This is a genomic window from uncultured Georgenia sp., assembly GCF_937958535.1.
Classification (GTDB): Bacteria; Actinomycetota; Actinomycetes; order Actinomycetales; family Actinomycetaceae; genus Oceanitalea.
Window position 1 is genome coordinate 1 of sequence record NZ_CALGNQ010000125.1, and the last position, 24,214, is coordinate 24,214.

A 24,214-nucleotide genomic window follows, 5' to 3' on the forward strand; every position below is an offset into this window, starting at 1 on the left:
GGGTGGCGGGGCAGCGTGGCGTACGTGCCGTTGCCGAGGTGGGTGCTCAGGCTCGCGCCGGCCGCGGCAGCGGCGTGCACCTGCTCCGGCGTCGGGGCGCAGTGGCCGATCGAGACGCGGACCCCGGCGGCGACGGCCCCGCGGACGTACTCCTCCGTCCCGGGCCGCTCGGGCGCCAGGGTGACGATCCGGACCAGCCCGCCGCTCGCCTCCTGCCAGCGGCGCAGCTCGGCGAGGTCGGGGTCGCGCAGGTGCCGGGCGTCGTGGGCGCCGCGGGGACCGTCGTCGGCAGCCAGCGAGGGACCCTCGACGTGCACGCCCGCGATGCTGTGGGCGACCAGCGGGTCACGGCGGCGCGCCTCGGCGACGACGGCGAGGCAGTGGAGGATCTTCTCCTCCGGCGCCGTGATCACCGTCGGCAGGTACGTCGTGACCCCCTCCTCCCACAGTGCCCGGGTGAGCCCGACGACGTCGTCGGGGGTGACGTCGTCGGCGTTGACGTCCCAGCCGGCGTAGCCGTTGACCTGGAGGTCGACGAGGCCGGGCCGGCGGACCGCGTCGGTTCCCATGGGGTCAGTCTCCCGCGACGGCGGTGACGGGGAAGGCCGCGGGGAGCCGGGACGCCGCCGCGGCGTCGAGGAACAGCGAGACCGCCCCGTGGGTGCGCAGGACGGAGGCGGGCACGTCGGGTGTCACCGGACCGACCAGGGCGGCGGCGACGGCCTCGGCCTTCGCCGCCCCGAGGACGGTGCCGACGATGGCTGCCCCGCGGAGGATGGCGGGCACGGTCAGGGACAGGGCGTGCGTGGGGACGTCCGCGAGTGCGGGGAACAGCCCCTCGTCGACCTGCTGCTGCCGGGAGGCGTGGGCCAGCGGCACCTCCCGCAGCAGCGCCGCGTCGGCGAAGTCCGTGTCACCGGGCTCGTTGAAGGCGATGTGTCCGTTGACGCCGATCCCCAGGCAGACGAGGTCGACCGGGGCAGCGTCCAGCACCTCGCCGTAGCGCTCGATCTCGGCCCGGGCGTCGCCGTCCGTGCGGATCCTCCGCAGCCCGGGGAGTGCTGTCGAGGGGAGCCGGTCGGCCAGCCAGCGGCCGAAGCCGGCGCGGTGCTCCGGGTCGATCCCCCGGTACTCATCGAGGTGCAGGGACTCCACCCGGCTCCAGTCGATGCCCGGGGCGGCGCTGAGCGTGCGGATCATCCGGTCCTGCGACGGCGCGCTGGCGAAGACGACCCGTGCCCTGCCGCGGCGGGACAGCGCATCCTGCAGCAGTCGCGCGGCCGCCTGACCCGCTGCGGCCCCCGCAGCGGTGTCGGACGGGGCTACGTGCACACTGTCGACCGACAGCGGCCGCTCGGTGGTGGACATCTCTCTCCAATCGTCACAGGTCACCACTGACTTGGCGACGCAGAAGGATGCAAGCGGTTGCAAGAGTACGATGTGGAACGCGCCTGGAGCAACCGCTTGCAAGCTAGTGTGCCCCACAGCGCCCAGGTAGGACGGACGGAAGGCAGCGATGACACCGCACCGCACCCCGTGGGTGGATGCCCGCACGCAGCTGGAGAGGGTGGTCCTGCCGTTCTGGCTGGAGCACGGCGTCGACGGCGACCGGGGCGGCTTCTTCACCTGCTTCGACAACCGGGGACGCACGCGCGTCTCCACCGACAAGTTCACCTGGTCCCAGGGCCGCTTCGTGTGGCTCCTCGCCCGGGCCGCCGAGCTGGCCCGACGCGGGCTGGTCGAGGGCGACGAGGGCACACTGCTGGACCTCGCCGCCCGAGGGGCACAGTTCCTGCTCGACCACGCGGTGCTCCCCGACGGCACGACCCGCTTCGTCGTCGGTCGGGACGGCGGGCGACCGGAGAGCCGCGACCAGCCGGCCCGCAGCGTGTACGCCGACTGGTTCGTCGTCATGGGGCTGGCCGAGCTCGCCCGCCAGACGGGTGAGTCCCGGTGGCTCACGGCGGCACGTCCCGTGCTGGAGCGCTCCCGCGCCGACCACCTGGCAGGCACGGCCCCGACGCCGCCGTACGCGGTCCCCGCGGGGCACGTCGCCTTCGGGCCGCGGATGATCCTCACGAACACCCTGCTCGTCGTGGCGCAGGCGGCGGAGTCGCTGGGACAGGACCGGCACACCCTGGACTGGCTCGCCGAGGCGGTGGAGGCCATGCTCGCCCACCGCCTGCCCGACGGGACCTTCAGCGAGATGCCCGGGCCGGACGCCCGCTCGCTCGTCAGCCGGCACCGGGTCCCCGGCCACACGATCGAGGGCATCTGGGTGGCGCTCGAGTCGCTCGACCTGCTCGGTGACGACCGGTCGCGCGACCCCCTGCTCGTCTCCTTGGACGCCTCCTGCCGGCTCGGCTGGGACCCGGTGCACGGCGGCCTGCTGCGCTATGCCGACACCGACGGCCCGCACGCCCCCACCGGCACCACCGCGGGCACACCCTACGAGGAGCTCGTGCGCACCACATGGTCCACGAAGCTGTGGTGGGTGCACTCCGAGGCGAGTGCGGCGACGGCCATCGCCGCCCACCGGTACGGCCGCCGGTCCGCAGGAGAGTGGTTCGAGCGGATCTGGGACTACACCCTGCGCACCTTCCCCGGCGGTGCGGACGGCGCCGAGTGGGTGCAGATCCGCAACCGCCGCGGGGAGCCGCTCGACCAGGTGGTCGCGCTACCGGTCAAGGACCCGTTCCACGTCACGCGCAACCTCATGCAGATCCTCGAGCTGGGCGCGACCGACCTGCCCGTCAGTGCGGCGGCCCCACCGTCCCGCGCAGGGCGAGGGCACCGGCGAGCGTGACGTTGCGCGGGGTACGCCCCGAGAGCACCGCCCGGAGCAGCTCGACCGCCTGTCGCCCGAGCTCGGTGAGGGGCGCGGTCACCGTCGTCAGGCTCGGCGTCATCGTCCGGGCGAGCAGGACGTCGTCGCAGCCGACGATGCTCCGGTCCCGCGGCACGGACTCGCCCCGGTCGTTGAGCCCGGCGATGACCCCGGCCGCCATGAGGTCGTCGAAGGCGAGGACGGCGGTCGCCTCCGACTCGACGATCTCGCCGGCCGCGGCGCGCCCGTCGACGAACTGCGCCTCGAACGGCCCGAGCTCCACGAGCGCGACGTCGGGCCGACCCTTCGCCCATCCGCGGACCGCCTCGGCCCGCCGGGTCGCCGCCCACGCCGCCGCCGGCCCGCGCATGAGCGCGAAGCGGCGGTGGCCGAGCTCGTAGAGGTGGTCGGCCGCCTGCGCCAGGGCCGCGGAGTTGTCGCAGACGACGTGGGGCAGCCCCCGCACGGCACGGTTGACCACGACGCTCGGCACCCCGGCGAGCATCTCCTTGAGTCGCCCGCTCGGCAGGCGTGGGGAGGCGACGATGAGACCGTCGACCTGCGGGCGGATGCGCTGGACGAGGTCCTCCTCCGCCGCGGCCGACCGCTCGGAGTCGATGAGCAGGATGTCGGTGTCGCGGTCGCCGGCGGCCAGCTGGACGGCGCGGACGAACGGCGGGAAGAACGGGTTGGTGATGTCCGGGACCATGAGGCCGTAGAGGCCGGTGCGCCCGGTCGCCAGCCCGCGGGCCGCCCGGTTGGGCGCGTACCCGAGCTCGCGGGCCTTGGCCAGCACCTCCTCCCGCACCGACGCCTTGACGAGGTCGGGCCGGGAGAACGCACGCGAGACGGTCGACGCCGAGACACCGAGTGCCTCGGCGATCGAGTAGATGGTCGCCTGCCTCATCGACCTGCCTCCCAGTCGCGCAGAACCGCCGGACTCACGCTCCGACGGGGCGAGCGTCAGCATCTCACGACGGTGTCCGCAGCCCCGGGCAGTTGACGCCGCCTTCGATGGCCGCTGTGCCGGGGGCAACCGTAGCGGTAGCCTGCAACCGATGGCAACGAACGGCGGGCGGCGTCGCGGCGCGACGCGCGGGCGAGACCGAACCGTTACCCCGTGGCACCGGGTCCGCGCTTGACACCTGCCGGGATGCCCCGTTAGGTTGCAACCGCTTGCATCACGGCCGATGCAACGACCCTGTGGCAACCCGATGGAGGGCTGATGAGGCGCACTGTGAGAGCACGGATCACAGCGGCGGCGGGCAGTGCGGTGCTGCTCCTCGCCGCGTGTGGGGGTGGAGGGGACGAGCCCGAGGTGGGGGTCCCGGCGAACGCCGACGAGGTCTCCGGGACGGTGGTGTTCTGGACCTACCCGCTCGGCGTCATCGACAGCGTGAACTGGTGGCAGCCCCACGTCGAGGAGTTCCAGGAGGAGTACCCCGACGTCGAGGTCGAGGTCGTCATGCAGTCCTTCTCCAACCGCGAGGAGGCGCTCATCACCGCGATCGCGGGCGGGAACCCCCCCGACGTCGTCTACTTCAACCCGGACTTCATCCCCCAGTTCGCCGACCAGGACCTCCTGCTCCCGCTCGACGACCTGCGGGACGACTGGGACCGCTTCTACGACGCCTCCCTCGCGTCGATGACCTGGCAGGACACCCTCTACGGCGCGCCGCTGCTCATGCAGAAGGGGGTGAACATGTGCCACACGGACGTCATGGAGGCCGCCGGCGTGGACTGCCCGACCACGTGGGAGGAGCTGCGCGCAGCCGGGCCGGCGGTCAAGGACGCCGGCTACTACCTCACGGAGTACTCCGGGACGTCCACCCTCAACCACAGCTTCTACCAGTACCTGTGGATGGCCGGCGGTGAGGTGCTCACCGAGGACCTCTCGGCCGCGGCGTTCAACGGCCCCGAGGGCGTCGAGGCACTGGAGTTCATCCAGGAGATGGTGGAGAACGAGTGGGTGCCGCTGCAGCCGATCAGCGTCGCCGAGCAGTTCGAGCAGAGCCAGCTGGCCCAGGGCAACGTCCTCTACCACTCCGGTGGGAACCTCCCGCACGTCCGCAGCGTCATCGACCCCGGGAAGATCGTCACCACCGAGCCGCTGCAGCACCGTGAGCAGGTCGCGGTCGGCTCGGTCGGCGCCTGGTCCATCTTCGACACGACGAGCTCCCCCGAGGCGGCCCAGGCGTGGGTCCACTTCCTCTCCGAGGCGGACTTCATCGAGCAGTTCATCGCGGAGTCGGGCTACCTGCCGCCCCGCGAGGACATCGAGGGCCTGTTCGCGGACGACCCGCAGGTGGCCGAGGGCATCGACCACCTCGACTACGTCCGCACCGGCGTCATGCACCCCAAGGCCCGGGAGATCATCGACGTCATCCGTCCGCACATCCAGGCCGCGCTGCTCGAGGGCCAGGACGCGCAGGTTGCACTGGACGCGGCCGCCGCGGAGGTCGACGCCCTCATCGCGCGGGGCTGACCGCCTGCGGCCGGGGCGGGTACGTCCCGCCCCGGCCGCACGACTGCTGGAGAAAGGTCCCCACATGGCCACTGTGACCGCACCGGTCGACCAGCGCAGCACGGTCGGCCCGCCGCGCCGGAGACGGTCGAGGCTGACGTCACCCGGCGCCCTCATCGCCTACGTCTTCATCCTTCCGTACGTCGCGTTCTTCCTGCTGTTCCGGATCCTCCCGACGCTCTACGGCATCGTGCTGAGCTTCGGCGACTACGGCCTGTCCGGGACCTTCGAGCTGCTCGGGCTGGACAACTACCAGCGGCTGTTCGCCGACCCGCTCTTCTGGAACGCCCTCAAGGTCACCGGGCTCTACGCGGCCATCGCCATCCCGGTGTCCGTGACGGTCTCGCTCGCGATGGCGCAGCTGTGCAACCGCGTGCTGCGGGGCATGTCGATCTACCGGTCGATCTTCTTCCTCCCCGTCGTCACGTCACCGGTCCTGTCCGGCCTCATCTTCATCTGGATCTTCAGCGCGGACGGACCGATCAACTCCCTGCTCGGGACCGTCGGCCTCTCCCCCGGCAGCTGGCTGCAGAGCAGCGGCCTGGTGCTGCCCGCCCTCGCCCTGGTGAGCGCGTGGATGAACTTCGGCTACAACATGCTCATCCTCCTCGCCGGGATGCTCGCGATCCCGCAGGAGTACTACGAGGCCGCCCAGCTCGACGGCGCCGGCCCGTGGCGCCGCTTCCGCAGCGTGACGCTCCCGCTCCTCAAGCCCGCCCTCTTCTTCGTCCTCGTCCTCGAGACGGTGAAGTCCTTCCAGGCCTTCGACACGATCTACGTGATGACGGGCGGCGGGCCCGTCCGGGCGAGCTACACGCTGACCTTCATGGTCTACGACCAGGGCTTCGGCTACTTCGACTTCGGGTACGCGAGCGCGGTGGGCGTCGTCCTCCTGCTCATCACCCTCGTCTTCTCGCTGATCCAGCGCCGCCTCGTCGGGAGGAGTGCCTGATGGCCGCCATGTTGACCGACACGACCGACCGGGTCGACCAGGCACCGGCCCCTGCCCCGGAGCACGCCCGGCGCCTGCGCCGCAGGTCCTCGCCGCGGGCGATGCACCTGCTCCTGGCCCTCGCCGCGGTCATCACGATCTTCCCGTTCTACGCGATGGTCGTCATCTCCGTGCAGCCGGGCAAGGCGATCACGATCCCCGACGCACTGTTCCCGTCGGAGATCTCCTTCGCGGCGTACGAGCAGGCGCTCGACAGCCAGAACATCCCGCAGTGGGCGCTGAACTCGGCGATCTACTCGATCGTCTCGGTGGTCCTCGTCTTGCTCTTCGCGTCGATGGCGGGCTACGCCTTCGCCAAGAAGCGGTTCTTCGGCCGTGAGCTCATCTTCTGGGTGTTCATCGCCATGCTGATGATCCCCTACCACCTGACGATCATCCCGCAGTACATCATCGTCCGGGAGCTCGGCGGCCTGAACACGATGTGGGGCATGATCGTCCCGACGATCGCCAACGCCCAGGCGATGTTCCTCATGCGCCAGTTCATCCAGGACGTCCCCGACGAGATCATCGACGCAGCCCGGATCGACGGCGCCGGGGAGTTCCGGGTCTACTGGTCGATCGTGCTGCCCCAGACCAAGCCGATCCTCGCCACGCTCGGCACCTTCGTCTTCCTCTGGCACTGGAACGACTTCCTGTGGCCGCTGGTCTCCCAGCAGTCCCCCCGCAACTACGTCCTCACCGTCGGGCTCAAGACCCTCCAGGAGCAGGAGGTCCCGCTCGCGACGATCATGGCGGCGGCGGTGGTGACCTTCATCCCGGCGCTGCTCGTGTTCATCGTCCTCCAGCGGTACTTCGTCCGCGGCGTCATGATGTCGGGCATCAAGTAGCACCACCCGGACGACGGAGAGGCCCGCTGCGCTCGCGCAGCGGGCCTCTTCTCCTGCTCGGCCGAGCGGCCGCTCACCAGGTGAGCAGCTCTCCCCCACGCTCGGCACTCCGCTGGGCCGTGAGCGCCACCCGGGTGGCCAGCAGTCCGGCCGCCGTCGAGATCACCGGCTCCTCGCCGCGCAGCACGGCGTCGAAGAAGTAGGCGGCCGGGCGCACCGGCTCACCGAGCGGCTCGTCCCACGCCGGGCGGTCGTGGGTAGTGACGCGGAGGCGGTGGTAGGCCCAGTCCAGCTCGGCGGTTCCCTCGCTGCCGGTGACCCGCATCCGGTAGTGCCCGTGCACGTCGGCTGCCTCCGGCCCCAGCCAGCTCGCCTCGATGGTGGCGGCCACGTCGCCGGCCCGCATGAGCAGGGCGACGTGGTCGTCGAAGCCGGGGTGGTCGGCCGGCCGGGCGTTGCCGGTGAGGGCGGCGACCACCCCGCTCGTGGCCCCGGTGAGGGCCAGGACGAGGTCGATGTCGTGGATCGGCAGGTCGGCGGCGATCCCCCCGTACCGGACGGGGTCGAGGAACCAGCCGGGCCGCTGCGCCTGGCGCAGCTTGTGGGGACCGGTGCTGGCCACCAGCGCCAGGTCTCCGAGCACGCCGTCGGCGAGGAGGCGCCGCAGCGCGATCGTCGCCGGGTAGAAGCGCTTCTCGAAGACGATGGAGACGTGGCGTCCCGCCCGCTGCGCGGCCGCGGAGATCGCCTCGAGCTCGGCCGTGGAGGTGCACAGCGGCTTGTCGGCCAGCACGTGGGCCCCCGCGTCGAGCGCGAGCAGCGTGGCCTCCGCCCGGCGGGCGTAGATGCCGGCGACGAGGGCGACGTCGACGTCGTGCGCGGCCAGCAGCTCGGCGAAGTCGGCGTAGACGGGCACACCGGTCAGCGGACCGAGGAACTGCCCACGCATCGTCGGGTCCGGCTCGGCGGCCGCGACGAGCTCGAGCTCGTCGCGGTGGGCGACCTCCTCCAGGGCGTAGTCGACGTGCGGGTGGGCGGCCCCGAGGATGGCGACCTTCACGTCAGCTCCTCCGGCCGCACCGCACGCCCGGTCTGCGCCGCCCGGTAGATGGCGCACATGAGGCGGACCGTCACGGCCCCCTCCGCCGCGGGGACGGCGGGTGGTCGGCCCTCACGCACGGCGGTGAGCACGTCGCGCCACTGGCTGACGTGGCCCGCGAAGCCGATCGCCGCCGGGTCCGCCGCCCCGGTGGCCGCGGTCCCCGTCGCCGCCGGCGGGGGGACGCCAGGGACGTCCCAGCGGACGACCTCCCCCTGCCCCAGCTCGATGACCCCGCGCTCCACGTGGAGGGTCAACGTCGCGGGTGAGCCGGGCGGCGTGGCGGTCGACGTGCTCAGCAGCCCCAGGGCACCGCCCGCGAAGCGGAGCGTGGCCACGGTCGTGTCCTCGGCGTCGATCTCGTGCGCCAGGGTCGCGTACTGCGCGGTGACCTCCGCGACCGGGCCGCACAGCCACTGCAGCAGGTCGACGTTGTGCACCCCCTGGTTCATGAGCGACCCGCCGCCGCCGGCCATGGCGGCCCGCCAGGGCGCAGCCCGGTAGTACGCGTCGTCCCGCCACCAGTGGACGTGGGTCGTGGCCAGCCGCAGCCGGCCGAGGGTGCCGTCGGCGAGCAGCCGCTTCACGGCGGCGTACTCCGGCTCGAACCGGCGCTGGGAGATCACGGCGGCGACCAGCCCCTCACGGTCGGCGAGGCGGACGACGCGCTCGGCGTCGGCCACGTCCAGCGCGAGGGGCTTCTCGACGACGACGTGCTTCCCGGCCGTCAGCGCCTCCACGGCGTGGGCGGCGTGGCGCCCGCTCGGAGAGCAGACGGCGACGACGTCGACCCCGGGGTGGCGCACGAGCTCCTCCGGCGCCACCTGGACGGCGTCGGGCCACCCCGCCGCGGCGCTCCGGCCGGTGTCCCCTCCGCTGAACGCGCGCATCTCGGCGAGCCCACGGAGCTCGTCGAGCGCCCGCGCGTGGGTCGCCCCGATGCTGCCCAGCCCGAGCACGCCGACACCGACAGGCTTGGTCATCCGTCCTCCTCGTGCACCGGTACGGCACCGCGCCGCACGTCGGCCCAACGTATCCATCGGCCGCCTTGACATGCAACCGCTTGCAGACCACCCTGGTGCACGCACACGTCGACGACGAGGGAGCAGCACTGTGAAGCGAGTCGGCTTCATCGGCACGGAGAACTCACACGTCCAGCACTTCATCCGCTTCCTCAACGCCGAGCGGCGACATCCCGGCGTGACGGGGACCGCCCTCGTCGGTGGGCCGTCGGAGCGCAACCGCGCCCTCGCCGCCGAGGGGGGCATCGACGTCATCGTCGAGGAGCCGGCCGACCTCCTCGGGCGGGTCGACGCCGCCATCGTCTCGAGCCGCGACGGAGCCAGGCACCTCGAGCACGCCCGCCCGCTGCTCGCGGCCGGACTGCCCGTCCTCGTGGACAAGCCGCTCGCCGCGTCCGTCGAGGACGCCGACGCGCTGCTGCGGACCGCCCGCGAGCACGACGCGGTGCTCGTCTCGTGCTCGGCCCTGCGCTTCGTCCCCGAGATGGCCGAGCTCACGGCCGCCGCCCCCTCCCGTGGCGCCCTGCGCCACCTCCACGTCGTCGGCCCTGCCGACCCGGACAGCGAGTACTCCGGCCTGTACTTCTACGGGATCCACCACGTCGAGGCGGCCCTGGAGATGCTCGGCAACCCCGTCGTCGACCAGGTGGCGGCCCGGGCGACGCGCGACGGCGACACGACCGTCGCCTCCTGCCGCATCGCCGACGTCGAGGTGACCTTCACCTTCGTCACCCCCCACGACGACGGGCGGGTGCCCTTCCACGTCACCGCCGTGCACACCGACGCCGTCGTCGCCCGGGAGCTGACCCTCGGGCCGGACTACAACGCGCCGGCCCTGGAGGAGTTCCTCGGCGCCGTCGCCTCCGGCAGCCCGCGGCTCAGCCACGCCCAGCTGCGCACCCCGGTCGTCGTCCTCGACGCAGTGACGCAGGCCCTGGGAAGGACGACGCCGTGACCGACACCCCCGCCTTCGGCGTCATCGGCCTCGGCGTCATCGGGCGCCAGCACGTCCAGCGGCTCACCACCCCGGGGGCACCGGGCCGGCTGGTGGCCGTCGCCGACCAGCACACCGGGACCGCGGCGGCGGTGGCCGCCGAGTACGGCGCCGAGGCGTGCCCGGGTGCCGCGGCCCTGCTCTCCCGGCCCGACGTCGACGCCGTCGTCGTCGCGGTCCCCTCCGGGCTCCACGCCGAGGTCGCGGTCGCCGCCCTGGACGCGGGCAAGCACGTCCTCCTGGAGAAGCCGATCGAGGTCACCGTCGCCGCCGCCGACGAGATCCTGGCCGCGGAACGCCGTTCCGGGAGGGTGCTCAGCGTGGCCAGCCAGCGCCGTTTCGCCCAGGAGAACCAGTACCTCAAACAGGTGGTGACGGAGGGACGCCTCGGGCGGATCACCAGTGCCACCGTCGAGGTGGCGCTCTGGCGCACCCAGGAGTACTACGACTCCGGGGCCTGGCGGGGTACGTGGGCACTCGACGGTGGCGGCGCGCTGATGAACCAGGGGGTCCACCTCGTCGACCTCGCCCTGTGGCTGCTGGGGGACGTGGCCGAGGTCTACGCGCACACCGGGCTGCTCGCCCACGAGGGCATCGAGGTGGAGGACACGGTGACGGTCACCGCCCGGCTGCGCAGCGGCGCCCTCATGACGTTCCTCGCCAGCACCTCCGCCTACGGTGACCTGCCGATCCGGATGAGCGTCATGGGCTCCCGCGGCTCCGTCGTCACCGAGTCGGAGCGGATCGTCCGTTTCCGCACGACGGCGGAGGAGGCGCTGCCGGCCTTCGCGCCGGTGGACCAGCAGCTCGCCCAGCTCCACGACTTCGTCGCCGCCGTCCGCGGGGAGCGGGCACCCCTGGTCACGGCAGCCCAGGCCCGGGCCGCCGTCGCCTTCATCGAGGCGGTCTACGAGTCCGGACGCACCGGGCGGCCCGTCGTGCCGGCACCGGCACCGGCCCCGGTGCGGTAGTCCGCGTCGCGTCATGACGTCCGCCGACCGCGAGCGCCGCTGGTGGTGCGACCGGCTCCACGCCCGTCCCGACCCACGCGGTTCGTGGCGCGTGGGACCGGCCTGTCGCCACGCCGGTCCCGGCCCCGCGGCGACGGTGCAGGACCTCACGGTCACCTCGTTCGGGACGGACCTCACCGCCGTGCTCCTGCGACCCGACGACGCGACCGGCGCCGTCGTCGTCGTCCCGTGCTACGAGACCTCGACGGTGCTGGGCAGCCCCGCCGAGCGCACCCGGCACACCGGCCGCACCGCCTGGTCCCAGGCCCACGGGCTTCATCTCGCCGGGCGCGGGCTCAGTGTGCTCGCCGTCCCGTGGTGGTTCGAGCAGCACGCCGCCGCGGACCCGCGCACCGCCCGTGCCACCGACCTCACCGAGCGCTACTCCCCCGCGGCCGCGGCCCACGCCGCCCGGCTCCCGGGCACCGCCCTCGGTCGGAGCGTCGCCGACCTCGTGCTCACGCTGACCGCGGCCCTCGCCGAGGGCCTGGCCACCGCCGGGAGGGTCGGCGTCTTCGGGCACTCCCTCGGCGGCAAGCTCGCCCTCCACCTCGCGGCGCTCGACCCGAGGGTGACGGCGGGCGCGGCCCATGAGCCCGGGCTCGGTCTCGCCCACTCCAACTGGCGGGACCCGTGGTACCTCGGCGGACAGCTGCCGGGTGACCGGGACCACGACGACCTGTTGGCACTCGTCGCGCCGCGCCCCTTCCTCCTCGCCGGCGGCGGGAGCAGCGACGGCCTCCACAACCACGACCTCGTGGCACGGGCGGCCGCCGCCTGGACGGACCCGGCCGACCTGGCCGTCCTCTACCACGGGGGCGGGCATCCCCTGCCCGAGCACGTCACCGCGGCAGTCGCCGCCTGGCTGGAGGAGAGGTTGTCATGAGCCGGACGGTCACCGACCCCCGAGCGCGCGAGCTCGTCCAGGCCGCCGAGCCCCGCACGTGGTCCTTCATCGGGGACAGCGTCACGGCGGCGAGCTGGCACACCTGGGGTGGCCGCGGCTACCCGGAGCTGTTCCACGAGCGGCTCCGGGAGCTCGGCCGGGTGCGTGACGTCGTCGTCAACGCCGCCGTCAGCGGGTGGCGGGTGGAGGACCTGGACGGCGACCTCGAGCACGTGTGCCTGCGCCACCACCCGCACGCCGTCGTCATCGGGACGGGGCTCAACGACACGAAGGGAGGTGCCGACGGCGTCGGCGCGTTCGTCAGCACCTACCGCCGGGTGGTCGAGCGGATCCGCCACACCACCGGGGCGCTGGTGGTCGTGCAGACGCCGAACGGCACGCTGCCGACAGCCCCGGACCACGTCGTCCGGCACCTGGACCGCTACGTCGAGGCGATCCGCTCCCTCGCCCGGGACGTCGACGCCGTGCTCGTCGACCACCACTCCGCGTGGGCCGCGACACCGCAGGACTCGACCTTCCACTGGCTGGGGCACGGCTGCCACCCCAACGCCTACGGGCACCGCGCGATGGCTCGCACGCTGATGCAGGTGCTGGGCGTGTGGGACCCCGGGTCGAGTCGGACCTGCCGGCTCACCATCCCCTAGGGGAGGCCTCCCGTCGGACGCCGAGCGGCACTCGAAGCAACCGCTTGCATGCCTCCCAGCGCGCCTCGTTGCTGTACCGCAACCGCTTGCAATACGTTGAGGGCTCCCACGGAACCCACCGACGGAGGACGACGATGACCTCACCGCCCCTGCGATCCCGACCCCGCCACCGGGCCGGCCCCCTCGTGGCCGCACTTCTCGGCGCGGCACTCCTCCTGGCGCCGGCCACGGCGGCCGCGGCCACCTCGCCGGCCTCCGGCGAGGAGCCGGTCACCGACCTCGGCGTCGCGATGCAGGCACCCAACGTGCGCCTGTCCGACGTCGGCACGCTCGCCGACGGCACCCCTGTCGCCTACCTCTTCTCCGACGGCGAGCCGGTGAGCTTCAACGTCGTCGACCTGCGCACCGGTGAGCTGCTCGACAGCCACGAGATCCCGCCCTACGCCGTCGCCTCGGCGATCGACGTCGCCGACGACGGCACGGTCTACCTCAGTGTGCGCAGCCCGAACGACGGCACGCTGTGGCGGTACGAGCCGGAGACGGGCGAGCTGGTCGAGATCGCCGACGGGATCGCCGGCGAGCAGATGCTGCGGATGCTCGACATCGACGGCGACACCCTCTACGGGACCACCTACCCCAACGCCCAGGTCTACGCCCTGGACCTGGAGACCGAGGAGCTCACCGTCTTCGGCTCGGTGAGCGAGAGCGACTACGCCTGGGGGCTGGAGGCGGACGGGGACACCGTCTGGGTCGGCGCCGGCACCCCTGCCCAGCTGTACCGGCTCGACCCGGCGACCGCCGAGGTCACCCCGGTCGAGCTGCCCGCCGACGTCGTCGCCGACGGCGGCTTCGTCCAGCGCGTGGAGACCTACGCCGACCTCACCGTGTTCTCCCACCGCGCCGTCGGGGGCGCCACCCTGTCGGTGCACGACGGCACCGGCTGGCTCGAGCGCGTCCCGGTCGGCGGCATGTGGCTCTACACCGAGCAGAGCGTGGACGGTGCCTTCTACTACCTCGACAGCGGCGCTCGGCTCCACGCCTACGACGTCGCCTCCCGGACGTCGCGGTCGGTCGACATGAGCGGCAGCGGGGTCGAGGGGGAGACCGCCGGGACGACCCGGATGTTCCTCGCCGAGCTGGGCACGGACGACTTCCCCGGCACCACGGTCGTGGGCACGCGCACCGACGGCATGGTCTGGCGGTACAACCTGCGGACCGGCGCGGGCGACGTGCTGGCCACCGAGCCGTTCGGCTCGTCCGTGACGATCATGTCGATCGCCGAGGGCGGTGACGGCCAGGTGTACGTGGGGGCCTACCTCAGCCCCGGCGTCATGGCCCGCGTCGACCCGGCCACCGGGCAGATCGAGCAGCTCGACGGCCCCGAGCAGGCCGACTCGATCGTCGCCCTCGGGGACCGCACCGTCATCGGCACCTACCCGAACGCGGCGTTCTACGCGGCCGAGGCGGACGAGGCGTGGTCCTGGGGCACGAACCCGAGGCACCTGTTCACCCTCGGACGCACCGACACCGGACAGGACCGGCCGCGGCACATGGCGGCCGCCGGTGACCTCGTCGCCGCCGGCACCATCCCGAACTACGGGGAGCTCGGCGGGGCGCTCACCCTGTTCGACCCGGTGACCGGTGACCACGAGGTGCACCGCGACGTCGTCCCCGACCAGAGCGTGACCGACCTGGCGTTCCACGAGGGCGTCGTCTACGGCGGCACCTCGGTCCACGGCGGCCTGGACTCGACCCCGACCCAGGACACCGCCGAGCTCTTCGTGTGGGACCTGGAGGAGGGCCTGGTGACGAGCGGCCCGGTCGTCGAGGGCGCCGAGATCGTCCACGCCCTCACCGTCGACGCCACGGGACAGGTCTGGGGCATGACCGACACCGGGGCACTGTTCGCCTACGACACCGGGACGCACGAGGTGACCCGCACCGTCGACACCGGGATCCGGCACGGCAACGTGTGGGGCACGCAGAGCGAGCTGCAGCTCAACCCGCGCGACGGCCTGGTCTACGGGAACGCCGGCGGCCGGCTCTTCCGCTTCGACCCCGTGGAGCCGGAGCTGGAGGTCCTGGTCCCCAGCGGGGTGCAGCGGGCCACGGTCGCGGCCGGTGACGTCTACTTCACCGACGAGACCAATGTCTACCGGTACGCGCTCGCGGCCGAGCAGCACTGCGACGTCACGGTCACCGGCACCCACAACGGCCCCCTCCGGCTCGGTGAGGGCACGACCTGCCTCACCGACGCCACCGTCCGCGGGCCGGTGACCGCGGGCGGCGCCACTGCGCTGGTCGTCACCGGCTCGCGCATCGTGGGACCGCTGAACGCGGCCGGCTCCCCCCGCGTCACGGTCGTCGACTCGCAGGTGACCGGCCCGGTCCGCGTCGACGGCGCCGGCACGGTCACGCTGAGCGGCTCCCGGGTCACCGGGCCGGTGCGCATCACCGGCGCGACCGGGGCCGTCGTCGTGAGCGGCAACCACATCACCGGACCCCTCGCGTGCAGCGGCAACGCCCACGCCCCGGTGGACGACGGAGCACCCAACACGGTGGTCGGGCCCGCATCCGGCCAGTGCGCCGAGCTGGGCTGACACACGAAGGCGCCCCCTCCCACACCGGGGAGGGGGCGCCCTGCCGTCTGGCCGACGTGGCGGCGAGGTCTACGCGGCCGCGCACTGGCCCGTGGCGGGGCCGCTCACCTCGTTCGGCTCGGCCATGACCACGGCACTGTTGCCGGTGCAGCGCAGCGGACCGGACACCGTGTTGCCGGAGACCACGACGTCCTGCGCGGTCAGGTTGCCGGTGAGCGTCACGGGCCCGCGGACCTCCGTGCCGGAGACGGCGAGCAGGTCCGTTGAGCCCGAGACGGTCAGCGGTCCCCGCAGGGCGGAGCCGGAGACGTCGACGACACTCGCTCCGGCCGCGGTCACCGGCCCCTGGATGCGGGAGCCGACGACGACGATCCCCGCCCCGGCGCGGACGCTCACCGGTCCGTGGACCTGCGCGTCGGTCAGGCACGTCACGCCCTCGGAGAGCCGGAGCGGGCCGTGGTGCGTCCCGGTGACCGTCGCCGTGCACCCGACCGGCGGGGCGCCGGCCGCGGGGAAGCTGTAGACGTTGGTCTCGTCGGCGAAGTAGAGCGTCCCGTCCGCCACCATCGCGGAGTAGCGCACCCCGGTGGGCCCGAAGGTGCGCAGCTCGGCGGTCTGCGGGTCGAGGGTGAACAGCCGTCCGCCGGCGTTGCCGTACACCAGACCGTCCGGGCCGGGGTACATCTCGCTCTGCCGCCCCCAGACGTTGGCGTTGGTCAGCCCGGTCGCCGCAGTACGCGCGACCTCATGGGCGGCGACATCGTACTCGAAGACCGTGCCGTTGTCGGTCATCCCCCACAGCCGGCCGGCGTGGTCGAAGGTCAGCGAGTGGACGACCTCGGCGGCAGGGTCGACGACGGTGGAGGTGACGAGCTCGGCGGCCGCCACGTCCCAGACGAACAGCCGTGCGGCGGTGTCGCTCGGCGTGCTGTCCAGCCCGCCGTGGACCGAGGTGCCGCCGTAGAGGAGGCCGTCCCGGTACGCCAGGGCGGTGACGCTGTGGCCGGGGACGACGTCCCGGTGCACGTCGGCCTCGGTCCCGTCGGGGTCGAACAGCACGAGGGCACCGCCCAGCTCACCGTAGTTGGGCACGGTGGCGGCCGCGGCCAGGTCCCCGGCGGCGACGAGGTCGGAGATGCGGTCCTGGCCGACGTCGCGTCCGATGGTCAGGACGTGGCCCGGGTTGGTGCCCCAGTCCCAGTGCTGGTCGAGGTCGCCGACGTAGAACTGGGCGTTGGGGTAGGCCCCGACGACGAGCCGGTCCCCGACTGCGGTGACGGCGTCGGCCTGTCCGGGCCCGTCGAGCGCCTCCACGGTGCCGGTGGCGTGGTCCACCCGTGCCATGACGCCGGAGCTGAGGTAGGCGCCGAGGTAGGGGTTGCCGTCAGGACCCAGGCCCATGGAGTGGATCGTGGCGGGCGCGCCCTCGACGTCGGTCTCGACGACCTCGCCGGTGCCCTCGTCGAGGTCGTACAGCCAGACCGCGCCGTCCTCGCGGATGCCCACCAGGGTGACACCCGGGTACTCCTGCGTCCCGAGCTCGACGAGGTGCAGGGACCGGGTGCCGGGCAGCGCGTCCGCCAGGCCCGACTCCGCCCAGCCGATGGAGAAGCTCTCCCGGGCGGCGATGTCGAACCCGTGCACCTCGCCGCCGGAGATGTAGTAGAACGCGCCGTCGTGGGACTCCTCGGTGGAGCTGCCCATCGACCGGATGTCCTGGCAGCACCACTCCTCGGCCGTGAGGTCGTACAGGGCGATGCTCCGGGCGCCGGCCGGCGAGTAGCCGACGAGGACGAGGTCGTCGTACCGCTCGATGCGGCTGACGAAGTCGGCGTTGTCCACGATGTCGGCCGGCAGCTCGAGGTCGGTGACCTCCCCGGTCTCGACGTCCACCTCCCGCAGGTACGGCGTGGTCCCCGTGCCGACCCACAGCCTGCCCCGGACCTCGGCGAAGCCCCAGGCGTAGGACACGCCCTCGGCGACGGCGCCGTAGTCGCGGATCTCCCCGGTCTGCAGGTCGTAGGAGTAGACCTTGGCCGACGGGTAGGTGGAGCCGTACAGGACGCCGTCGTGGATGAGCAGCGAGCGCAGCATGCCCTCTCCGACCACCCGCGTGGCGAGCCGCGTCAGCTCGTGGCTGTGCGGGTCGTAGCTCCACAGGGTGCCGTCGTTGGGTGAGCGCACCGACAGGTAGACCATGTCGTCGGTCGGGTCGACGACGATCGCCGACGCGACGGAGTAGCCGGTGAAGTCGTGCCGGTCGAGCACCTCGCCCGTGCGCAGGTCGACCATGCTCATGCTCACCGGCTCGCCGTCGTTGAACAGGTAGCCCACCGGTGTGCCGTCGGACAGGACGGTCGCCTCCGCGAAGCGCACGTTGGGCGTGTGCATCGCCACGCCGTGGTCGACGACGTCGAGGGTCGGCAGCTCCCGCAGCTCCACCTGGTCGGCGTAGAAGTCGGAGACGGAGGCCTGCATCGAGTAGATGAGGACCGCGGCCGTGGCCGCCCCCTCCGGAGCGACCGCCTCGACGGCGACCGTGGTCCACTCCTGGGCCGGCAGGCCACGGAAGTGGCTGCTCGTCTGCTGGAGCTGGTTGCCGTCCGCGTCGTAGAAGTAGAGGTACATCGACGGGACGCCGTGCTCGACCCACACCCGGTAGGAGGCCTCGTAGGTGCGGCCGGCCTCGACCGGGGCCGGCTCGCTGCGCAGCCCGTAGGCGACGTCGCTCTCCGGGTCGACCATCCGCATGCTCCACGACCCGTCGAAGGCGACGTCGTCGACCACCTCGCGGCTGCCGTCCCGGCCGGCACCGAAGACGGTCCAGCCGGGGATGCCGTCCTGCGTCACCGGCTGCTCGAAACTGTGGTTGGTGACCGGGACGGACCGGCCCGGCCCGGTCGGGGAGGCGTCGGCAGCCGGTGGGAGGACCAGCGCGACCGCGGCGGCCAGCAGGGCCGCGACCAGCAGTCGGGCCCTGGTCCCGGGTCCGGCTCTGTCCACTCTCTGTTCACTCATCGATACGTTCCCTTCTCCTTGTCTCACACTCGGTTGTGCTCGAGGGACGGTCCCCGCAGACGGCGAGGGCTGGACCGCGCAGGCGCACGGTCCAGCCCTCGACACGCACGGGGGCGTGGCGTTACAGCGCCGCGCACTGGCCGCGCTGCGGCCCCGTCACGCTGTTCGGGCTGCCGCCGTCGACCGGGGCGGGCTCGTTGCCCGTGCAGCTGAGTGGTCCGTGCACGGTGCTGCCGGCCACCAGCGGGGCCAGGGTCGTGCGGTTGTCCGTCAGCTCGACCGGACCGCGGACCACGGTGTCGGTCAGCTCGAGGTTGCCGGTGGTCCCGGACACCCGCAGCGGACCGGTCAGCTCCGCGCCGCTGACCTGTACCAGCGTGGCGCCGGACGCGGTCAGCGGCCCGCGCATCGTCGCGTCGGTGACGACGAGGCTTGCACCGGTGCCGACGGTCACCGGCCCGTTGACGGTCGCTGCGGTGATGCAGGTGACGCCGCTGGTGACCCGGAGCGGCCCGTGGTGAGTGCCGGTGACGGTGTCGGTGCAGTCCGGCGTCGGGCCGACGAGGTCGATGAGGTAGGCGTTGGTCTGGTCGACCCCGATGATGTTGCCGTTGCCGTCCCGGGTGATCTGCTCCATCTCCTCGGCGACGACGGTCACCTCACCGGTGGCCCGGTCCACCTGGTAGAGCGTGGTGTTGCTCGTCACCAGGTAGGTCCCGGTGCGCTCGTCCCAGATCGTCTTGGTGGCGTAGCCCCACCCGCGGTGGTTGCCCTGCTCGGCGGGGAACAGCCGCGCCGTCCAGGTGATCTCGTGGGTCGCGGGGTCGAGCTCGAAGAGCAGGCCGTCGGAGGTACCGCCGGCCAGCATCCCGTCCGCACCCCAGGACAGCCCGGCGACGTAGCCGGCCTCGTCGCTCACCGGGCCCTCCCACACGAGGGAGGCGGACTCCACGTCCCAGACGAACAGGCGTGCCTCGGTGGCCGTGGGCGTGGACGAGAGCCCACCGCTGATGGCGGTGCCGCCGTAGATGAGGCCGTCGGCGTAGGCGAGGGAGATGACGCTCTGGTCCGGGACGACGTTGCGGTGGAACTCGAGCTCGCCGGTCTCGGTGTCGACCAGGGTGAGCGCCCCGCCGAGCTCGCCGTAGTCCGGGATCGTGCCGATGGCCAGCCGGTCCCCGGTGGACACCACGCCGTTGATCCGGTCCTGGAAGTACGGCTCACCGCGCTCGAGGGTGAGGACGTGCCGCGGGTTGGTCCCCCAGCGCCACTCCTCCTCCAGGTTGCCCGCGTGGACGACGGCGCCCGGGTAGGACGTGACGACGAGCTCGTCCCCGTGGGTCGCGACGGCGTCGGCCTGCTTCGGGCCGCGCAGCGGCTCGAGCTCCAGGGTCTCGGCGTCCACCCGCGTCATCGACCCGCTGGAGAGGTAGGCGCCGATGTAGGTGTTGCCGTCGGGGCCGACGCCGAGGCCGTGGGCCTCGGCCGGTGCCGGTGCGATCTCGGCCCGGGTGACCGAGGCCGTCCCGGTCTCGAGGTGGTAGGCCCACAGGTCACCGTCGGTGCTCAGGCCGACGACGGACTCCCCGGCACCCGGCAGGTCCAGCACCTCCATCCCGTAGGTGCCGACCTGCTCGGCCAGGACGTCCGGCAGCTCCGTGTCGGCGAAGCCGGTGGGGAGGAGCTCCAGCGTCCGGGTGTCGTGGCCGACGAGTGTGCCCTCGGACAGCAGGTAGGTGACGCCGCGGGAGTCCACCGCGGTGGGGTCCGAGCCGAAGACGCTGGGGATGACCTCCTCGGCCCACTGCCCGGTGGCGAGGTCGAGCACCGCGGAGTCGTAGTTCCCGCGGGGTGAGAGCCGGACGTGCACGGTGTCCGCACGCTGGGCGATGCCGATGAACCACTGGGTGTTGGCCATGACGTGGTCGGGCGGGTGGATCTCGCGGCGCTCCCCGGTGGCGGGGTCGATGACGTACAGGTGTGGGACCGGTCCGGTGCCCGCCCAGATCTCGCCGTCGACGATGCCGAGCGAGAAGACGTAGGCGGCGTCGGTGGTCTGGGTGCCGTAGTCCTCGAAGTCGCCGGTCGCCGGGTCGTAGGCGACGACCTTGGCGTTGGGGTAGGTGCCGAAGTACAGGCGCCCGTCCGGGCCGACGCTGCCGTCGTACAGCACCCGCTCCCCGGCCACACCCGCGGCGATGTGGGTGAGCTCGCGGGTCTCCGGGTCGAAGGAGAACAGGCCTGCGTTCATCGGGTGCCGCGCGGAGAAGTAGACCATCCCGTCGTCGGTGACCGTGATCCAGCCGCCGATCGTCGTGTTGTCCAGCTCGGCGCTGAAGAGCGCCTCACCGGTCGTGACGTCCACCATGGTGAAGGTCGCCGGGTTGCCGTTGGAGATCGCGTAGACCACCGGCGTGCCGTCGTCCAGGGTGGCGAAGGTCGCCGAGCGGACGTTGACCGACATGACCGCCGGTCCGAGGTCGTGGACCGTCGGCTGGGGTGGGGCGGGCGCAGCCTGTGCTGCCGGCACGGCGAGCGGGCCGACCAGCACCGCCAGCAGGGTGGTGACCAGGGCTCGTAGGCGGGCCCTGGGGTGACGTGCAGGGGGCGTCATTGCATCCTCCTCTTCTGGGCGCCGCACCCGTGGGCGCGGCGCACGGACCCGGTGCCGGGCACGGCACCGGAGGACATGGCGTGGGGGCCCGGCCGCCCGTCCGGTGCGGCGGGAGCCCCTCGGTCACAGGCCCGCGCACTGGCCGGTGGCGGGCCCGTTCGCGTCGTTGGGCCGACGACGGTCACCGGGCCGTGTACCTGCGTGCCGGAGATCTTCACGACGGCGGCGGAACCCGAGTCCCTCGTCCGTCGGTACGGCCGCGGTTGCGGTGTCACGAGACAAGGTCGCGGTGGTGAGTGCGGCGACGCGTCGCCCGCTGTGGTTGAGCATGGTTCCCCCTGTTGTTCGATCCTGGCTGAGCGGCTGTGCCGGCCCCCGCCGGGCGTCGGCGGCCGGGCACGGTGCCCAGTCCGGCCGCCGACGTCGGGTGTCAGCGCGCGTGCAGGCCGGTCACAAGCCGACGCACTGCCCGCGGACCGGGCCGGTGACGCTGTTGGGCTCGCTGCCCCCGACGGGCGCCGGGCGGTTGCCGGTGCACGACAGCGGCCCGCGGACCGTGTTCGCCGCGACGACGACCTCGTGGCCGGCGGTGTTGTCGCTCACCGTGACCGGTCCGGCGATGTCGTTGGCGACGACGGCCACCCGGCCGGTGGTCCGCGCGATGCTCACCAGCCCGCGGACGTCGGTGCCGGTGATCTCGACGAGGTCCGCGCCGTCGGCCCGGACCGGGCCGCGGACCTGCGAGTCGGTGACCACGAGGCCGGCGCCGGCCGCGACGGTCACCGGGCCCCGCAGGTCGGCGTCGGTCACGCAGGTGGTGCCCTCGGCGACCCGCAGCGGTCCCCGCCGGTCGCCGGTGACCGTCACGTCGCACTCGGGTGCCGGGACTGCCAGTGTCAGCGCGTGGACGTTCACCGACCCGGCGAAGTAGACCTGACCCCGGCTGTCGACGGCCGACTCCCGGACCCCGCTGTCGACCAGGATCTCGAGCTCCAGGCTCGTGGGGTCGATCCGGAAGAGCGCTCCTCCGGCGTTGCCGTACATCGCGCCGTCGTGCGGGTTGAGGTAGAGCGAGGTGGTACGGCCCCAGACGTTGCTGGTCCGCAGACCGGTCGCGACGTGCTCGACCACCTCGTGGGTGTCGGGGTCGAGCACGAAGACGACGCCGGTGTCGGTCAGGCCCCAGACCCGGCCGTCGGGTCCGACGGTCAGCTGGTCGACGACGGTCGCCCCGTCGACGACGACGTCGCTGGTGACGAGCTCTGCCGCGGCCACGTCCCAGACGAAGACCTCCGCCGCGGAGGCGGTGGGCTCGCTGTCGATGCCGCCGTGGATCGACGTCCCGCCGAAGACGAGGCCGTCCCGGTGGGCCAGTGCGGTCACCGACTGGTCCTGGACCACGTTGCGGTGGACCTCGAACTCACCGGTGGTGGGGTCGAGGACGGTCAGGGCGCCGCCCAGCCGCCCGTAGTCCGGCACGCTGCCGACGGCGATGCGGTCACCGGTGGAGACCATGGCGAAGATCCGGTCCTGGAAGTATGGCTCGCCCCGCTCGAGCTGCATGACCTGCTCCAGGCGGCTCCAGTCCCAGCCGCCGTCCACCGGTCCGACGTGCACCCCGGCGCCGGGGTAGGAGCTGATGACGAGCTGGTCGCCGTGGCTGATGATCGCGTCCCCCTGCTTCGGACCGCGGCCGTGCTCGATCTCCTGGGTGACCGGGTCGATCCGGCTCATCGCGCCGCTGGACAGGTAGGCACCCAGGTACACGGCGCCGTCCGGCCCTACGCCCATCGAGTGCGCGCCCGCGGGTGAGCCCAGCACGTCGGCGGGGACGAGCTCGCCCTCCCGCGTCGCGACGTCGTAGCTCCAGATGGTGCCGTCGGTGTTGATCCCGGCGATGGTCGGTCCCCAGGCCTCGTCGTCGGCCGCGACGACTGAGAGCTCGTAGGTCCCGACGGCGTCGGCGGTCGCCTCGTGGACCCAGGAGTCCTCGAACCCGGTGGAGAAGACCTCCTCGGTCTCGAGGTCGAAGCCGGTGAGGACGCTGCCCGCGAGGTAGTAGACCTTGCCGTCGACGACCGGCGTGACGGGGGTGTCGAAGGTGCCCTCGATGATGACGTCGAGCCAGCGCTCCTCGGCCAGGTGGTAGACCGCCATGTCGTACGTGCCTCGTGGGGAGAGGCGGACGAAGACGTGGTCATCGCGCTGCTCGATGCCGATGAACCAGCTCGTGTTGTCCATGACGTGCTCCGGCGGCAGCAGCTCGGATGTCGCCCCGGTCTGCGGGTCCACCCGGAACAGGTGGGGGACCGGACCGGTGCCGGCCCAGACCTCGTCGCCCACGACCCCGACCGAGAACACGTAGGCGGCGTCGTCGGTCAGGCTGCCGTAGCTCCGCAGTTCCCCAGCGGCCGTGTCGTAGCCCATGAGCATCGCGTCGGGGTAGGTGCCGAAGTAGAGGACGTCGTCCAGGAGGGTCCCCTCGTACAGGACCCGTTGGCCCTGGAGGTCGACGTCGAGCTCGGTGGTCTCCCGGGTGGCGGGGTCGAAGGTGAACAGCGCCGCCGACGTGCCGTTGCGCGCGGTGAAGTAGACCGTCCCGTCCTCCGCCTGGGTGGCGAACCCGCCCAGCGTGTACCCGTCGAGCTCGTCGGCGAAGAGCCGCTCGCCGCTCATGTCGACGACGCTGAAGGTCGCCGGGGAGCCGTTGGACAGCGCGAAGACGACGTCGGTGCCGTCCGGCAGCGTGCCGAACTCGGCGCTGCGGACGTTGGCGGTGGAGATCGCCGGGCCGAGGTCGGTCACGACGACGCCGTCCGCCGCGGAGACCTCGAAGGCAGCGGCCGCTGGGGCATGCCCGAACAGGAGGGCGGCGGCGAGGACGGCGGCTGCCCCTCCTGCCGCCCGCCTGCGGGCCGTGCTCGCCGTGCCGGTCGTGTGCGTCATGCGAACCCCTTCGTCGGAGCGTCAGGCGGCACCTCGGGCCGGAGGGTTACGTGCCGGGACTCGTCGACGAGTCCCGGCACGGTCGGTCCGGAGCACCGGATCTGCAATCGCTTGCAAGATGGCTGCGTCGCACACTAGCGAGATCGGGCGATTCCGGCAACCGCTTGCAG

General features: G+C 72.7%; 16 protein-coding genes and 1 pseudogene. 9 read left to right on the forward strand and 8 right to left on the reverse strand.

Annotated elements, in window-relative coordinates; all coding sequences use genetic code 11:
• Together Q0195_RS07265 and Q0195_RS07270 are read right to left on the reverse strand one after the other, a co-directional pair.
• Positions 1–569, reverse strand: a pseudogene (locus tag Q0195_RS07265) (N-acetylglucosamine-6-phosphate deacetylase); the annotation flags it as partial.
• Positions 570–573: 4 nt separating this feature from the next.
• Complete coding sequence (locus Q0195_RS07270) at positions 574–1,368, reverse strand: 6-phosphogluconolactonase (protein ID WP_299276481.1); 795 nt, start codon at positions 1,366–1,368, stop codon at positions 574–576.
• A 148-nt stretch (positions 1,369–1,516) separates the two neighbouring features.
• Between Q0195_RS07270 and Q0195_RS07275 the strand changes: the two genes are divergently transcribed.
• Positions 1,517–2,806, forward strand: coding sequence for an AGE family epimerase/isomerase (locus Q0195_RS07275; protein WP_299276484.1), 1,290 nt, complete (start codon positions 1,517–1,519; stop codon positions 2,804–2,806).
• On the opposite strand, the gene Q0195_RS07280 is transcribed toward Q0195_RS07275, so the two are convergent.
• Entirely contained in the window at positions 2,754–3,734 is a 981-nt protein-coding gene (locus tag Q0195_RS07280; RefSeq protein WP_299276487.1) for a LacI family DNA-binding transcriptional regulator, read from the reverse strand. The two genes, Q0195_RS07275 and Q0195_RS07280, sit on opposite strands and share 53 nt — an antisense overlap.
• A 318-nt stretch (positions 3,735–4,052) precedes the next feature.
• On the opposite strand from Q0195_RS07280, the gene Q0195_RS07285 reads away from it, so the two are divergent.
• From Q0195_RS07285 to Q0195_RS07295, 3 genes are all read left to right on the forward strand, one after another.
• A complete protein-coding gene (locus Q0195_RS07285; RefSeq protein ID WP_299276490.1) occupies positions 4,053–5,312 on the forward strand; it encodes an extracellular solute-binding protein in 1,260 nt (419 codons plus the stop codon).
• A gap of 64 nt (positions 5,313–5,376) precedes the next feature.
• Positions 5,377–6,303 (forward strand): sugar ABC transporter permease, encoded by a 927-nt coding sequence (locus tag Q0195_RS07290; RefSeq protein ID WP_299276493.1) that lies wholly within the window; start codon positions 5,377–5,379, stop codon positions 6,301–6,303.
• Positions 6,303–7,190 (forward strand): carbohydrate ABC transporter permease, encoded by an 888-nt coding sequence (locus Q0195_RS07295; protein ID WP_299276496.1) that lies wholly within the window; start codon positions 6,303–6,305, stop codon positions 7,188–7,190. Before Q0195_RS07290 ends, Q0195_RS07295 begins: the two co-directional genes overlap by 1 nt.
• Before the next feature lie 73 nt (positions 7,191–7,263).
• Here Q0195_RS07295 and Q0195_RS07300 read toward each other — a convergent pair whose 3' ends face one another.
• Together Q0195_RS07300 and Q0195_RS07305 are read right to left on the reverse strand one after the other, a co-directional pair.
• Complete coding sequence (locus tag Q0195_RS07300) at positions 7,264–8,250, reverse strand: Gfo/Idh/MocA family oxidoreductase (RefSeq protein WP_299276498.1); 987 nt, start codon at positions 8,248–8,250, stop codon at positions 7,264–7,266.
• The gene (locus Q0195_RS07305) at positions 8,247–9,272 is read right to left on the reverse strand and encodes a Gfo/Idh/MocA family oxidoreductase (RefSeq protein ID WP_299276501.1); all 1,026 of its coding nucleotides are present in this window, start codon (positions 9,270–9,272) and stop codon (positions 8,247–8,249) included. The genes Q0195_RS07300 and Q0195_RS07305 overlap by 4 nt, the downstream gene beginning before the upstream one ends.
• 130 nt (positions 9,273–9,402) lie before the next feature.
• On the opposite strand from Q0195_RS07305, the gene Q0195_RS07310 reads away from it, so the two are divergent.
• The 5 genes from Q0195_RS07310 to Q0195_RS07330 all read left to right on the forward strand — a co-directional run bounded on the left by Q0195_RS07310 (position 9,403) and on the right by Q0195_RS07330 (position 15,466).
• The gene (locus Q0195_RS07310) at positions 9,403–10,266 is read left to right on the forward strand and encodes a Gfo/Idh/MocA family oxidoreductase (protein ID WP_299276503.1); all 864 of its coding nucleotides are present in this window, start codon (positions 9,403–9,405) and stop codon (positions 10,264–10,266) included.
• Complete coding sequence (locus Q0195_RS07315) at positions 10,263–11,276, forward strand: Gfo/Idh/MocA family oxidoreductase (RefSeq protein WP_299276506.1); 1,014 nt, start codon at positions 10,263–10,265, stop codon at positions 11,274–11,276. The genes Q0195_RS07310 and Q0195_RS07315 overlap by 4 nt, the downstream gene beginning before the upstream one ends.
• 13 nt (positions 11,277–11,289) lie before the next feature.
• Complete coding sequence (locus Q0195_RS07320) at positions 11,290–12,201, forward strand: hypothetical protein (protein ID WP_299276508.1); 912 nt, start codon at positions 11,290–11,292, stop codon at positions 12,199–12,201.
• The gene (locus tag Q0195_RS07325) at positions 12,198–12,866 is read left to right on the forward strand and encodes an SGNH/GDSL hydrolase family protein (protein WP_299276510.1); all 669 of its coding nucleotides are present in this window, start codon (positions 12,198–12,200) and stop codon (positions 12,864–12,866) included. The genes Q0195_RS07320 and Q0195_RS07325 overlap by 4 nt, the downstream gene beginning before the upstream one ends.
• 134 nt (positions 12,867–13,000) lie before the next feature.
• Positions 13,001–15,466 (forward strand): hypothetical protein, encoded by a 2,466-nt coding sequence (locus Q0195_RS07330; protein WP_299276513.1) that lies wholly within the window; start codon positions 13,001–13,003, stop codon positions 15,464–15,466.
• A gap of 69 nt (positions 15,467–15,535) precedes the next feature.
• Here Q0195_RS07330 and Q0195_RS07335 read toward each other — a convergent pair whose 3' ends face one another.
• From Q0195_RS07335 to Q0195_RS07345, 3 genes are all read right to left on the reverse strand, one after another.
• Positions 15,536–18,484: a hypothetical protein gene (locus Q0195_RS07335; protein ID WP_299276516.1), complete on the reverse strand. Its 2,949-nt coding sequence runs from the start codon at positions 18,482–18,484 to the stop codon at positions 15,536–15,538.
• A gap of 121 nt (positions 18,485–18,605) precedes the next feature.
• Positions 18,606–21,098, reverse strand: coding sequence for a hypothetical protein (locus Q0195_RS07340; RefSeq protein ID WP_299276517.1), 2,493 nt, complete (start codon positions 21,096–21,098; stop codon positions 18,606–18,608).
• Positions 21,099–21,548: 450 nt separating this feature from the next.
• Entirely contained in the window at positions 21,549–24,044 is a 2,496-nt protein-coding gene (locus Q0195_RS07345; RefSeq protein ID WP_299276520.1) for a hypothetical protein, read from the reverse strand.
• Positions 24,045–24,214: the final 170 nt, after the last annotated feature.